This is a genomic window from Garicola koreensis, from assembly GCF_014195445.1.
In the GTDB taxonomy this organism is placed as follows: Bacteria; Actinomycetota; Actinomycetes; order Actinomycetales; family Micrococcaceae; genus Nesterenkonia; species Nesterenkonia koreensis.
On sequence record NZ_JACIBT010000001.1, the window covers coordinates 289,553 to 302,381 of the forward strand.

The following is a 12,829-nucleotide window of genomic DNA, read 5'->3' on the forward strand; positions in this document are numbered from 1 at the left end:
GGCGCGGCCCGCAGGCGATGGGAAAGCGTGCCGGCCGGCGCGGTCTGCACCGCCTGGTTCGTCGACTGTTCCGATAGTGCTGGAGACTGCGGACGATCTGGGGCGAAGGATGGACCACGTCACGGTTGAGTATCCAGGCTCCATGACGTTCGTCGGCATCGACCTGGCCGCTGATCCGAAGAACACCGGCATTGCGATTCTGCGTGAGGACAGTGGGTGCGTCGTCGATCATGTCCGCGTCGGGGTCGAGGACGACGACATCGTTGAGGCGATCCGGACTGCTGGGCTGGCCGGTGTCGACGTCCCGCTGGGCTGGCCGGTGTCGACGTCCCGCTGGGCTGGCCGAAGCGGTTCGTCGAGCTCATCACCGCCCATGCTGCCGGAACCGTGCCTGCCCCGGCCTCCACCGGTCCCCAGTGGAGGCGAAGCCATGCGATGCGTGCCACCGATGCAGAAGTTCATCGCCGTACGGGACTGACCCCGCTGAGCGTCTCAACCGACCGGATCGCCCACCCTGCTCTGCGCTGGGCGGGGATTGAAGCCAGGCTGCGGGAGCTGGGGGTGAACGTGGCCCGTGACGGCTCGGGCGTCGTCTGTGAGGTGTACCCGGCAGCGGCTCTGCACGGCTGGTCGCTGGGGCATCGTGGTTACAAAGGGCGTCACAATGCTGAGCAGCGTGCCGAGCTGGTGGCCGCGTTGGCGCTGAAGGCACCGTGGTTGGCGTGGAACGGGCATCGGGACCTGTGTTCCGCCGACGATGATGCCCTTGATGCCGTGCTCGCTGCGCTCATCTGCCGAGAAGTGGCGCTGGGCCGAGGCGAGCCTCCACCTGAGGCACTGCTCGCAGCAGCTCGCCAAGAGGGTTGGATCTGGCTGACGCGACAAGAAAGTCCCACTGCCCCCGCAGCGGCGCGAGATCAGATACAGTGAGCCCGGTTCTCCCCGCGTGACAACCGGCCCCCGGTTTAGGTGCGCGCTTGAGACAGCTGGCCCACAGGCCGCCTCGATGAGAGCGGACCCGGGCCGCTCTGGTTGAGGGAGAGCCACCGTATTTCATGGTGATCTGCGCGGGAAGAGCTGCGCGCACGCATGACGCCGCTGACTCGACAGGTCATGGCCGAAGGCGATGCGACCCTGAAGGGAGCTTCATAGTGACGAACGAGGACGAGCCGACTGACCGCCCCAGGAGGGCACCCAGCGGCCCCAGCTGACACTGGTGCGCGGGCAGTACAAGTTTGTGCTCTGCCCCGGAGATCCGGACCAGCTTTTCGACCTCGTCGCCGATCCGTTCGAACTGCACAATGCGGCCGATGACCCAGGGCACGCCGACGTGGCTGCCCGGCTGCGGACCGACCTGGAAGCACAGTATGACCTCACCGCACTGGAGGAGGAGGTGCTGACCAGCCAGGCACGACGTCGGCTGGTGGCCCAGGCGCTGCAGTACGGCACCGCCCGGCCCTGGGACTTCGAGCCGGACCCGGAGCAGCGCTACGTGCGCGGGGACTTCTGGACGGCCCTGAAATTCGGCCAGATCCGCGAGGTCGCTCCGAAGCAGCAGTGACCTGATCTCGGACTGGTGACAGCCGGTGTGTCCTACCCCACATTTAGGCTGGTGGGTATGGATCAGCTGCCAGTTCTTGACCCGCCGATGCCCCAGGCTGTGGAGCACCTGGGCTTTGAGCCGGAGCTGGCTGCCGCGTGGGAGCACCAGGCCGCCGCCCGCAAGGCGGAAGCGGCCAAGCTGACCGCCCTGCTGGACTACACGAGTCGGGTGGTGGCCGAGTGCCACGCGGAGGGTGGCATCCCGCACCAGGAAGCGGTGCGGGATGCCCACCTTGAGGCGGCGATGCTGCTGGGGGTCAGTGACATGACCGCCGGGGTCATCCTGGACGCCGCGGGCTTCGCCCGCAACCACCTGCCCGCCACCTGGCAGGCCTTCCACACCGGGCTGATCGACCTGGTCCGGCTGCGTAAGATCGTTGACGCCGGCTGTGAGCTCGAGGACCACGTGTTGGCCATCGTCGACGCCGCCGCAGCCGAGCAGGCCGCGGCCCGCAGCACCAGCGACTTCGCCCACTGGTTGGCCCGCTACATCGCCAAGACCGACTTCGAAGCCTATGAGCGCCTGACCCGGACCACCCGCACCCGGCGGCATGTGCAATTCGCCCACCTGCCCAACGGGATGAGCATCGTCTCCGCCTTCCTGCCCACTATCGAAGCCGCCGCCATCGAGAAGCGGCTAAAAATCATCACCCGCCGCCACCACAGTGCTGCCAAAGACACTGCAGCCCAAGACACTGCCGCCACAGACACCGCGGCCACAGACGCCCAGCAGGGGTCGGCGGGCTCCTGGTCCCGCGAGCATGGCGCTGGGGCAGGTGAGTGTGGCCGCCCGGGTCAGGCCGGTGAGTCTCCGACGCTGGCCCAGCGGGAAGCCGACCTGTTCTCTGCGTGGCTGCGCACTAACCCCACTGGCGAGCCAGCACCGGTGGAGGCGAAAATCATGATCATGATCCCCGAAGCCACCCTCACCAGCGAATCGAATGACCCGGCGATCTCCGCCGACCGGTCTTGGGCGCTGGACGCAGACCAGGCACGCGCACTGGCAACTGATACCGACGCTGAACACCACTGGTATCAGGGCATCACCCGCCCCCGGGCCGGCGACGCCGACGTCGATGTCCTCACCGTCACCTACTCCGGCCGGTACCCACCGCAGCGGCTGCGGGAAGCGATCATCTTCCGCGACGGGCGTTGCCAAATCCAGGGATGCACCGTCGCCGCAGAACGCTGCGACCTCGACCACCAGACACCATGGGACTCAGGCGGGCAGACCAACGCAGCTAACCTGTGGAGTCTGTGTCGACGCCATCACCGACTCAAATCCCACGGGCACCTGCACCCACCACCCCGCGGCGACACCGAACCCACTGCCAGCAGACCACCAGTAATAGACCTCTGGCTGCCCACCCACACCTACCCCTGATCACCTGAACGCAGGGCGCCTACGTGCTCTACCGCGGGATGGTTGCTGCCCGCAGCGCTGTTCTCGGGAGACGGCTCAGCTGTCTGAGAGTGCGCTGCGCACCAGCTCTGCCGATTGCGCCAGGGTTTCCTTGGGGCCGCCGTCTCCGGCCTTGACGATGAACCCGTCGTCCTCATAGCGGGGGAGGACGTGCAGGTGTGAGTGGAAGATCACCTGATTGGCCACCGCGCCCTCTGACATGAGGAGGTTGATGCCTTGGCAGTTCAGCTCGGAGTCCATCATTCCCTGAGCAATGCGCTGGCCGACGCGCATCACGTGGGCGGCCGTCTCCGGCGGAAGATCCGTCAGGGCCGTGTGGTGTTCGCGGGGAACCACCAGCACGTGTCCGGCATTGGTGGGGTTGATGTCCATGAAGGCGAGGGTCACCTCGTCCTCCCACACCACCTCGGACTGGGAGGGGTCGTTCACAATTCCGCAGAAAATGCAGTCGCTAGTCTCCATCGCGCCAGTCTACGCTGGGAGACTCGGGAGGGGTAAGCAGCTTTTCGACGTCCCCGGCCTCAGGCCTCGGAGTCGGCCGCAGGCTCCTTCGGTCCGTGGGAGTGTTTGATGAAGAAGGAGCCGACGAGGCCCAGCAGACTGATGACACCGGCGACGAAGAACGACACGTTCGCCCCATGGATCGCGCCGGCGGCCCCGTACACCTCTGGGTCGCGGGCGGCCCCCACCATGACGGTGACCAGCACTGCGGTGCCGACGGAGGCGGCGATCTGGCGCATCGTGTTGTTCAACGCTGTGCCGTGGGGGATGAGCCGCTGCGGCAGCTGATTCAGAGCCGCCGTCGTGACCGGCATGATGACCATAGCCGTTCCCAGCATGCGCACGGCGTTGACGACGGCGAGGTAGGTGAAGGTGGTGTCGACGGAGAGGGTGGTGAGCATGAACGTTCCGCCGGTCAGCAGCGCGAAGCCTATGGCTGAAAGCCACTTCGCTCCGACGCGGTCGAAGATCCGACCGGTGACCGGAGACATCAGTCCCATGATTGCCGCACCCGGAAGCAGCGCCAGCCCGGATTCCATGGCGCTAAAGTTGCTCATGTTCTGCATGAACACCGGGATGATGAGCATTCCGCCGATCATGGCGATGAAGACGCACATGCCAAGAACGGTATTGAGGGTGAACATGGTGAAGCGCAGCACCCGAAGCTCCAGGAGGGGCTGTTCCAGCTTCAGCTGGCGCCAGATGAAGAGGGCCAGTGTCACCGCACCGATAGCCAACGGGGCAATCACCTCAGGGCTGAGCCATCCTGCGTCCCCGGCCCCGCCGAACCCGAACAGCAGACCGCCGAATCCGAACGAGGACAGGATGATCGAGAGGACGTCCACGGGTGGGAACGTGCGCTCGGTGACATTTCTGAGGATGAAGTATGCGACCACCATGGCGGTCAGCGCGATCGGCAGCATCATGTAGAACAGCGTCTGCCAGGGCAGGTTGTCCACAATCCAGCCGGAAAGGGTCGGGCCGATCGCCGGAGCGAAGGAGATCACCAGCCCGAAGGTCCCCATGGCCGCACCACGTTTATGCACCGGGAAGATCGCGAAGAGGATGGTCTGCATCAGCGGGATGATCAGCCCGCCGGCGGCGGCCTGCACCACGCGCCCCGCCAACAGCACCGGGTACACCGGTGCTAGCGCACAGATGATCGTCCCGACGCTGAAGAGGCCCATGGCAGTGAGGAAGAGTCCACGTGTGGTGAACTTCTGGATGAGGAGCGCGGTGACCGGAATCATGATCCCATTCACCAACATAAAGATGGTCGTCACCCACTGTGCGGCATTGGCCGTAATGCCGAAGTCTTCCATGAATGCCGGCAGGGCCGTATTCAGCAGGGTCTGATTGAGGATGATGACGAACGCGCCGGAGACCAGCACTGCCAGCACCACGTTGCGGTTGACCGGCACGGAATTGGACGCATCGGTCCGGTCGGAGTCATTCATCGCAGAAGTCCCTCTCTGCTGGGTCAGTGGTCCTGGCAGCGGGGCGCGCCAGCGCTGGTCGTAGGTGGTTGCCGCCGTCAGCCGGTGTCGGTGCCTGCAACGAGCAGACCCCCTTCCAACTCGTCGAAGCAGGCGACGAGCAGCTCAGTCAGCTGAACCGAATCATCAGCCGTCCACCGTGTCACAGCGACGCGCATGGCTGCGGCGGCCACACTGGCCACCAGTGCCGGGCGAAGGTCTGCCTCCGGGTCGACGTCGAGCCGCTCCGCGACTGCCTGGGCAAACTCCGCCTCCAGAATCGCGTAGGCCCCCAGCTGACGCGCCAACAGGCGCGGATTCTCCTGAACCAGTTTCTGCCGGGCCAGGGCACGCTTTCGGTCCGCGTTCACCAAGGAGAACGGGTCATACTCTGTGATGACGGCTCTCACCGCGTGCAAGGGCGACTCATGGGGCGGCCGGGCCACGATGTGCGGCCGCAGCGCGACAGCTGCCGCGGCGGCGTCGGTCACCAGTGCATCCTCTTTGTGGGCGAAGTAGTTGAAGAATGTCCGCGGCGAGATGTTGGCGGCATCGGCGATGGCCTCGACCGTGAGATTCTCCAGACCAAGCTCAATCGCCAGATCCAGAGCCGCACCCCGAATGGTTCGACGGGTCTGCATCTTCTTCCGCTCTCGCAAACCCATAGTGGGAATCTCACTCTCCGTCACTACCCGTACACTACCTGCATAATTGCACAGCCTGCAAAATATCCTTGGTGTTCGGGTCGCGCGTTGCGCAGTGCGGGTTCAGCGCGGAGGTGCGGCTTGGCTGTTGAGTTAGACTTGCAGGGGTCTCACGCGGTGCGTTCTGCACCGCCACGGCTGGGACGACCTGGGCCGTGATTCTCTGAACGGGGACGACCCCGTGAGAATGGTTATTGGTGGACTCTCAGCAGCCGTGCGACAGCCTCAGCGTGCGTTCGATCCTCAGCGGCAGTGTGGCTCTGAGGCTCCTGATCGGGTGGGGTTCGGTTGTCTCAGCAGCCGTTGCAGCACCTGCAGGTGCGCAGCTGCCTCATCTTTTGCTCGGTGTGGTGCTCACCGCGCTGGTCGTGATCATCGCCTACTGCGCCTTCGGTGTGGTGCAGCAGGCCGAGCATCTGGCACAACGATTGGGCGACCCCTATGGTTCGCTGGTTCTCACCCTTTCCATCGTCATCATCGAGGTGATCCTGATTATGGCGGTGATGCTGGGACCGGGGGAGTCCGCCACCATCGCCCGGGACTCGGTCATGGCGGTGAGCATGGTGATCCTCAACCTGGTGGTGGGCCTCTCGCTTCTGCTCGGTGCGCTGCGCCATGGGTCTCTCCGATTGAACAGCGCCGGCACCTCCACGTACCTGGCCATGCTGATCGTGCTGATCACCTTCGGTCTCATCATGCCGGGGGCCATCGGAGAAGAGGGGGCCTACACGGCGTGGCAGCAGGTAGTCGTGGTGGCCATCACCCTGGCCGTCTACGGGTTCTTTCTGCTGCGTCAGACCACCGCCGAAGCCAGCGACTACAGGGAGCCTGTGCCGCTGACCGTGGCCGGAGATCACCACGACCGAGCGACCTCCAGCGGCCTGGCACAGGTGCTGCGCGACCATAGACGTGAGGTACTGACCCGCGCGGCGGTGCTGGTGGGGACGGTGCTTCCGATTGTGCTGCTTTCACACGACATGGCTGCACTGCTTGATGACGGACTGGCGCGCATGAACGCCCCCATTGCCCTGGCCGGGCTGCTGATCGCGATGATTGTGTTCCTCCCCGAGGGGATCACGGCCGTGCGCGCGGGACTCAGCGGTGAGGCGCAGCGGGTGATCAACCTGTGCCACGGTGCGCTGGTGTCCACCGTGGGACTGACGATTCCAGCCGTGCTGATCATCGGTGCCGCCACGGGCCAGACCGTGATCCTCGCGGAGTCGCTGCCCCACGTTGTCCTGCTGGCTGTCAGTCTGCTGCTGGGGATGAACACTGTGCTGGCCAAGCGCATCAGTGCCGGTCATGGTGCGGTCCACCTGGCGGTGTTCGTGGCATACGCGATGACGCTGTTCAGCTGACATAGACTCCCTCCATGGAGATTCATCCCAGCCTGGAGCCGGTGGCGAGCCTGATCGGAACGTGGCGGGGGAGCGGTCGCGGGGAGTACCCCACGATCGCACCCTTCGAATACACCGAGGAGATCACGTTTACCGACCTCGGCAAGCCCTTTCTGCACTATGCTCAGCGCACGTGGTCGCCTGTCGGTGCCCCGATGCACGTAGAGACCGGCTATCTGCGGCTGCCCGGTGAGGGTCGACTTGAACTCGTCCTGGCCCAGCCCACTGGTCAGACCGAGCTGGCAGAGGGTGCTCTGGTGCTCGAGGCTGAGGGCTTCTCTGCGGAGCTGCACTCTCGGGTCGTGAACGCCGCCAGTGCCAAGACAGTCGACGCGACCACTCGCTGGTACCGCCTGGTGGGCGATGAGCTGACCACCAGGTTCTCCATGGCCGCCGTCGGGCACCCCATGACCCACCACCTCAGCTCAGTGCTTCAGCCCCACCACACCCCGCATTGACATCGCAGCGCGTCCGCTGCTGGCCCTGATCTCCGTGAAACCTGGCAAGCACTTCCGGTTGTGGACTGCATGGAGGTTATCAACCAAAGACGACCCAGTGGAGGAACTAGCCTGAGGTGTGATCAGCCAAAACCGGAGGTGACGTGGAGATGACCGAGAAGAACCCGCTCGAGGCGGGCACAGAAGTGTCGGTCGTCATCCCGGTCAAAGATGACAGTGCTGCGCTGGCTGTGTGTCTGGCAGCGCTGCGCGCCCAATCCCGGCCAGCCGACGAGATCATCGTGGTGGACAACGCTTCCACGGACAATTCCGCGGCGATAGCCGCAGCCGGCGGGGCAAAGGTGCTCGACTGTCCTGAACCGGGGATACCCGCGGCCAGTTCGCGAGGCTACGATGCGGCGGCGGGCGATCTCATCCTCCGGCTCGACGCCGACTGTACACCTGCGCCGTCTTGGATTGACCACGTCGTGACGGCCTTCCACGAGCAGCCCAGGATCTCCGCACTGACCGGATCTGGGCGATTCACCGATGGCCCGGTCCTTCTTCGAACCCCGTTGGCGCTCACCTACCTGTGCGCCTACACGGTGGTATCGACAGCGGCGTTGGGCCACCGGCCCCTGTTCGGGTCAAACTTTGCCATGCGGCGGGAGGCCTGGCAGGCGATCCGGGCCACCGTGCACCGAGCAGACCCCGAGCTGCATGACGATCTCGACCTGTCCTTCCACATCGGAGAACACTATCGCGTGGGGCACATGAGATCGCCGGCCATGGGAATCTCGATGCGCCCATTCCGCAGCGTGGGCTCCTTCCGACACCGCATCCGCCGGGTTTTCGCACTGTTGTTACCCACTGGCCCGGTGACTTTCCCCCACTGAGGTGGGCCCGGATGCTGGGGATCCCAGGGTTCAACGCAGTGTTCAACCCAACAGTCCGCTCCAGGGAGGCCCGATGAACATCGATGACTCGGCGCTCTTCGGGGCTGCTGCGGCACCGGCTCTGCAGGTCATGAGCTGGAACGTTCGACGGCGGCGGACGCTGCCGTCTGCGCGTGGGGCAGACCGCTGGGACACTCGTGCCCCGCGGGCCCGGTCCCTGCTGAGCGCCGAGCGGCCGACGCTGCTCGGCGCTCAGGAGGCACGAACCGACCAGGCCGAATTCCTCCGCAGCTCTTTGGGAATGCGCTACGGGATTGTCGGCCGCGGCAGGGGGACCGGAGGCAGCGGAGAAGGATGCCCGATCCTCTACGACGCCGAAAGACTTGAACTGCTCGACTGGAACCAGGCCGCGCTCTCTGACCGACCGGACCGGCCGGGCTCCGTCTCGTGGGGGAACATCATTCCCCGGATCCTGGTGACTGCCTCCTTCCGCGATCGGGCAACCGGACAGACGTTTCTGGCGCTCAACACACACTTCGACCACCTCTCAGGGCGATCGCGACGACGTTCGGCACAAGCGGTACGAGGCGCTGCGGCAGACAGCGGACTGCCCGCGGTCGTCACCGGTGACCTCAACGCAGGTCCGCGGAGTGCACCACTGCGTGAGCTGCTCGGCGGCGACACACTGACAGACTCCTGGGCCGTGGCGCAGAAACACGAGAGTCAGGAGTGGGACACCTTCGCCAACTACCGAGCGCCGCGCCAGCACCGCGGCCGCGTCGACTGGATCCTGGTGTCACCGGCCATTCGGGTGCTCCGTGCGGCGATCAACGCCCACCAGCATGACGACGGATGGGCATCTGATCATCTGCCGGTACAGGCGCTGATATCGCTGTCCGGGGGCGAGACGAGCCCATGATTGGAAACTTTCTGCGCCCCCCACAGACCCTGCTTGAGGTGACGGCCGAGGTCCTGCGGATCCTCGGCGCACTCAGCGTCGTGATCGCGGCAGTGCTGTTCGACCTGACCGATGCTGGCATTGTGGCGTTCACGCTGCCTGGGTTGGTCGCTCCGCGGTTCCTCGGCTTGCGAGCCGGGGCGGACAGCGTGCTGGTCGGCACGCTGCTGGTGGCTGCGTGGAGCAATGTCTTGGATCTGTACACCACGATCTCCTGGTGGGATCTGCTCATTCATCTCATCGGCGGCGGGGTGCTGGCTGCGGGACTGTATCTGCTTTTCGCGCAGCTGCGGATCGTGGCGGCGCCAGGTTCTGCCGGGTTCACCAGCACTGCTGCACTGGTGCTCACCACCATGTTCGGTCTGGGCTTGAGCGCGCTCTGGGAGATGGTCGAGTGGTTCGGCTACACCTACATCACCGCAGAGATTCATATCACCTACGCAGACACCATCTCCGATATGGCGGCTGGCGGTTTGGGGGCGCTGTGCGGGGGTTTCGCCGTCGCGTTTCTTCGGCTGATGCGACCCGCGGCCCACATGAGCCCCGCGCTTTCCCGCGACGACCGGTAGTTCGGCCAGCTGCTCAGCAGAGGCTGCGATCCGGCGCAGCGCATCAGTGCACTCTTCTGCGCAGTGCCAGCGGCACCGTCAGCAGGGAGATCGCGCCGCCGATGACCATGGCGGTGCTGAAGGAAGCCCCTGCGGCGATCGCGCCGATCAGTACCGCACCCAGGCCGGTGCCGGTGTCGAATCCGATGTTCCACACCGCACTGGCCGATCCGTAGTGCGGACGCTCCACCACCTGGAACGCCATCACCAGAGTGAGGTTCTGCAGCCCTCCGTAGCTGATGCCCACCAAGGAGGCACCGATCATCAGCGGGAGCACGAGTGTGGACTCCGAGTCGCGCACCGCCCAGGCGATGGTGGCCATGCCCAGGGCAGTGACGATGACCAGCGGCCACACGAACGTTCGCGGTCCGAACCGGTCCGAGAGGGTGCCCACCAACCAGCGGGTCAGGGCCGCAGCCACCGTCATGGCCAGCAGGGCCAGCATGCTGAGAATCGCACTGTGGCTCATCTGCGCCATGAAGGTGATCAGCGCGCCACCGGCGAGGGTGACAGCCAGCAGCAGCACCATGGGGCGCACCAGGCTGCCGTAGGGGGCCCGCTCCTTGGCCTGGGGAACCCGCTCCACCCGCCGGCCCAACATGATCGCCGGCACCACCGCCGCGGCAGGGAGCAGGCCGATGGCAAAGGTCAGTTCGAAGCCCAGCTGATCGACGATCCAGGGCCCGGTGGAGACAAAGAGCACCTGCGGTCCGGCAACTGCCAGCCCGTAGACCCCGATCGCTTTGCCCCGGCGGGCCGGATTGACCAGCTCGGCGACCAGGGCGCTGCCGGTGACCGTCAGCACCCCGAACCCGAGGCCGCGCAGCGCGGAGACGGCGAGCACCGGCGCCAGTTCGTCGCTGAGAATGAACCCCGCAGAGGGAACTCCCAGCAGCAGCATTCCGGCTACCAGCACCGGTGTCCATCCGAAGCGGCGCAGCGAGACTGGAACCACCAGCTGGGCCAGCACGGTGAACAGCATGAGCACCCCGTTGACCAGCCCGGCCCCGGCCGCACCGGCACCGCCGCCGGCGGCCCACATCGGGGCGACCGGAAGCAGGGCGGAGTAGCCGGAGAAGCCCAGGCCGGTCATCGCAATGAGCAGCGGCATGCCCGGGGCTCGCAGGACAGATGGGGCGCGCATCACGGAGCTGTTCATTGCGTGCCGCTGAGCAGGTGGAGTCACTCAGGCCACGGGCTGCTCTTGATGACCTCCACGAAGTCTCCGCGTTGGAATCCGGGGAGGAAATGCTCCAGCACGTCGGCCTTCACGTTGCCGAACGTGGTTTCAGGCCGGTCCCTGAGCCCCTCGGTGAATGCGGCGAGGATCTGGTTCTTAAAGTCCGGCCGGGGATGGGCTGACACCACGGCACTGCGCTGTTCCTCAGTGATGGCGTCATAGCCGATGCCCAGCACATCAAGCTCCACGCCCCGGGTCACCAGGGCGACCTCCGCTGGCATATGCAGCGGGATTTCAGGGGTGGTGTGCAGAGCGATCGCCTGCCAGACACGATCGGCGGCCTCGCCGTCGATGCCGTGGGAGACCAGGAAGCGGCGCGCCTCGTCGGCGGCGTCGATCTCGAAGCGCTGATCATTGCGGCGGTAGGTATCCGTCAGGCCCAGGTCGTGGAACATCGCCCCCACGTAGAGCAGCTCGGGGTCGTAGTCCAGCTGGTGCTCAGCCCCGCGCAGCGCACCGAAGATGTAGACCCGACGCGAGTGGTCGAAGATCAGCGGTGTGGCCGCTTCACGCACCAGCTCGGTGGCCTCCTGGGCAAGTCTGCTGTCAGGGATCGTCACGCCGGCGATGGTCTCAGTCATGGTGTCCTTTCACATCGAAGCTCTATACAACCTCTGTCTCCAGATTACGCCGTGCGACCCATCCTGTGGCGAACAGCCCGGGTTCTGCCTAGCGTGGAGGGTGAGTGCCGTCCACAGGAGGAGTGCCCTTGCCGCAGTATGAGGATGAACGCGTAGCGCAAGCCGCCTATGACAATCCCGACGCCGACTGGTTCTACTCCCAGATCTGGGGCGGGGAGGATATCCACCTGGGTCTGTATCAGGAGGATGGCGAATCGATCGCGGTCGCCAGCCGCCGCACAATGGACCAGATGGCCGCCAGGTTGGGGCAGCGGAGCATCGACGACGTCGTCGACCTGGGTTCTGGATACTGCGGGGCGTCCCGGTTCCTCAGCCGCCGGTTCGGCGCCGCAGTGCTCTCGGTCAATGTCAGTCCCGAGCAGAATCGGCGGGCGCGTGCGCTCAACTCCGACGCGGGCCTGGGGGAGGCCGTCGCTCTGGTCGACGGCAGCTACACCAACGTCCCGGCCGAGGACCGCTCGTTCGACCTGGCGTGGTCCCAGGACGCGTTCCTGCACTCGGACCGTCGGGGTGCGGCGATCGCAGAGGCGGCGCGCGTGCTGCGGCCCGGCGGCGAGCTGCTGTTCACTGACCCGATGAGCGCTGATGACACCTCCCAGGAGCTGCTGGGGCCCGTGCTGGACCGGCTGCACCTGCCCTCGCTGGGTTCGCCGGCGCAGTACCGTGCCCACGCGGCTGACGCCGGGCTGGTGGAGGTCGGGTTCGAAGACCACACCGAACAGCTGGCCACCCACTACGGCCGGGTGCTTCAGGAGAGTCAGAAGCGGATCGATGAGCTGCGGCGCTCCGCCAGCGAGGAGTATCTGGAGCACATGATGCGCGGGCTGCAGAACTGGGTCGACGCCGGCTCACGTGGGCTGCTGGCCTGGGGAATCTTCCATTTCCGCAAACCCTGAGTCCGCGCGTTCGCGCCCCGGCGTAGAGTGAGGACTGCGAGCCGAAGGAGA

The 12,829-nt window shown here is 65.7% G+C and carries 15 protein-coding genes; 10 read left to right on the forward strand and 5 right to left on the reverse strand.

Going from position 1 to position 12,829, the window contains the following annotated elements; genetic code table 11:
* The first annotated feature begins 142 nt into the window (after positions 1-142).
* The 4 genes from FHX47_RS11025 to FHX47_RS01395 all read left to right on the forward strand — a co-directional run bounded on the left by FHX47_RS11025 (position 143) and on the right by FHX47_RS01395 (position 2,986).
* The gene (locus tag FHX47_RS11025; protein ID WP_343064254.1) at positions 143-478 is read left to right on the forward strand and encodes a hypothetical protein; all 336 of its coding nucleotides are present in this window, start codon (positions 143-145) and stop codon (positions 476-478) included.
* Positions 364-930, forward strand: a complete 567-nt coding sequence (locus FHX47_RS01385) for a DUF429 domain-containing protein (RefSeq protein ID WP_343064309.1) — start codon at positions 364-366, stop codon at positions 928-930. The genes FHX47_RS11025 and FHX47_RS01385 overlap by 115 nt, the downstream gene beginning before the upstream one ends.
* 286 nt (positions 931-1,216) lie before the next feature.
* Entirely contained in the window at positions 1,217-1,561 is a 345-nt protein-coding gene (locus FHX47_RS11030; protein ID WP_343064255.1) for a hypothetical protein, read from the forward strand.
* A gap of 57 nt (positions 1,562-1,618) precedes the next feature.
* Positions 1,619-2,986, forward strand: a complete 1,368-nt coding sequence (locus FHX47_RS01395; RefSeq protein ID WP_183357107.1) for an HNH endonuclease — start codon at positions 1,619-1,621, stop codon at positions 2,984-2,986.
* Positions 2,987-3,061: 75 nt separating this feature from the next.
* Here the strand turns inward: FHX47_RS01395 and FHX47_RS01400 are convergent, their stop codons facing one another.
* From FHX47_RS01400 to FHX47_RS01410, 3 genes are all read right to left on the reverse strand, one after another.
* Entirely contained in the window at positions 3,062-3,487 is a 426-nt protein-coding gene (locus tag FHX47_RS01400; RefSeq protein WP_183357108.1) for an HIT family protein, read from the reverse strand.
* A 59-nt stretch (positions 3,488-3,546) separates the two neighbouring features.
* A complete protein-coding gene (locus FHX47_RS01405; RefSeq protein WP_183357109.1) occupies positions 3,547-4,983 on the reverse strand; it encodes an MDR family MFS transporter in 1,437 nt (478 codons plus the stop codon).
* A 77-nt stretch (positions 4,984-5,060) separates the two neighbouring features.
* Positions 5,061-5,690 (reverse strand): TetR/AcrR family transcriptional regulator, encoded by a 630-nt coding sequence (locus tag FHX47_RS01410; RefSeq protein WP_343064256.1) that lies wholly within the window; start codon positions 5,688-5,690, stop codon positions 5,061-5,063.
* A 362-nt stretch (positions 5,691-6,052) separates the two neighbouring features.
* Between FHX47_RS01410 and FHX47_RS01415 the strand changes: the two genes are divergently transcribed.
* The 5 genes from FHX47_RS01415 (at position 6,053) to FHX47_RS01435 (ending at position 9,962) form a co-directional block, all read left to right on the forward strand.
* Complete coding sequence (locus FHX47_RS01415; RefSeq protein WP_343064257.1) at positions 6,053-7,063, forward strand: calcium:cation antiporter; 1,011 nt, start codon at positions 6,053-6,055, stop codon at positions 7,061-7,063.
* A gap of 14 nt (positions 7,064-7,077) precedes the next feature.
* Positions 7,078-7,560, forward strand: a complete 483-nt coding sequence (locus FHX47_RS01420) for a heme-binding beta-barrel domain-containing protein (protein WP_183357110.1) — start codon at positions 7,078-7,080, stop codon at positions 7,558-7,560.
* Between the two features lie 149 nt (positions 7,561-7,709).
* Positions 7,710-8,435 carry a glycosyltransferase family 2 protein gene (locus tag FHX47_RS01425; protein ID WP_246327891.1) on the forward strand — a complete coding sequence of 242 codons (726 nt, stop codon included), beginning with the start codon at positions 7,710-7,712 and terminating at the stop codon, positions 8,433-8,435.
* A gap of 73 nt (positions 8,436-8,508) precedes the next feature.
* A complete protein-coding gene (locus tag FHX47_RS01430; protein WP_221205958.1) occupies positions 8,509-9,354 on the forward strand; it encodes an endonuclease/exonuclease/phosphatase family protein in 846 nt (281 codons plus the stop codon).
* Positions 9,351-9,962 carry a DUF2238 domain-containing protein gene (locus FHX47_RS01435; protein ID WP_183357111.1) on the forward strand — a complete coding sequence of 204 codons (612 nt, stop codon included), beginning with the start codon at positions 9,351-9,353 and terminating at the stop codon, positions 9,960-9,962. Before FHX47_RS01430 ends, FHX47_RS01435 begins: the two co-directional genes overlap by 4 nt.
* Positions 9,963-10,005: 43 nt before the next feature.
* Here FHX47_RS01435 and FHX47_RS01440 read toward each other — a convergent pair whose 3' ends face one another.
* Together FHX47_RS01440 and FHX47_RS01445 are read right to left on the reverse strand one after the other, a co-directional pair.
* Entirely contained in the window at positions 10,006-11,145 is a 1,140-nt protein-coding gene (locus tag FHX47_RS01440; RefSeq protein ID WP_183357112.1) for an MFS transporter, read from the reverse strand.
* Positions 11,146-11,183: 38 nt separating this feature from the next.
* On the reverse strand, positions 11,184-11,822 hold the full coding sequence (locus tag FHX47_RS01445; RefSeq protein ID WP_183357113.1) for an HD domain-containing protein: 639 nt from the start codon (positions 11,820-11,822) through the stop codon (positions 11,184-11,186).
* A 128-nt stretch (positions 11,823-11,950) separates the two neighbouring features.
* On the opposite strand from FHX47_RS01445, the gene FHX47_RS01450 reads away from it, so the two are divergent.
* Positions 11,951-12,778 (forward strand): methyltransferase domain-containing protein, encoded by an 828-nt coding sequence (locus FHX47_RS01450; protein ID WP_183357114.1) that lies wholly within the window; start codon positions 11,951-11,953, stop codon positions 12,776-12,778.
* The last annotated feature ends 51 nt before the right edge of the window (positions 12,779-12,829 follow it).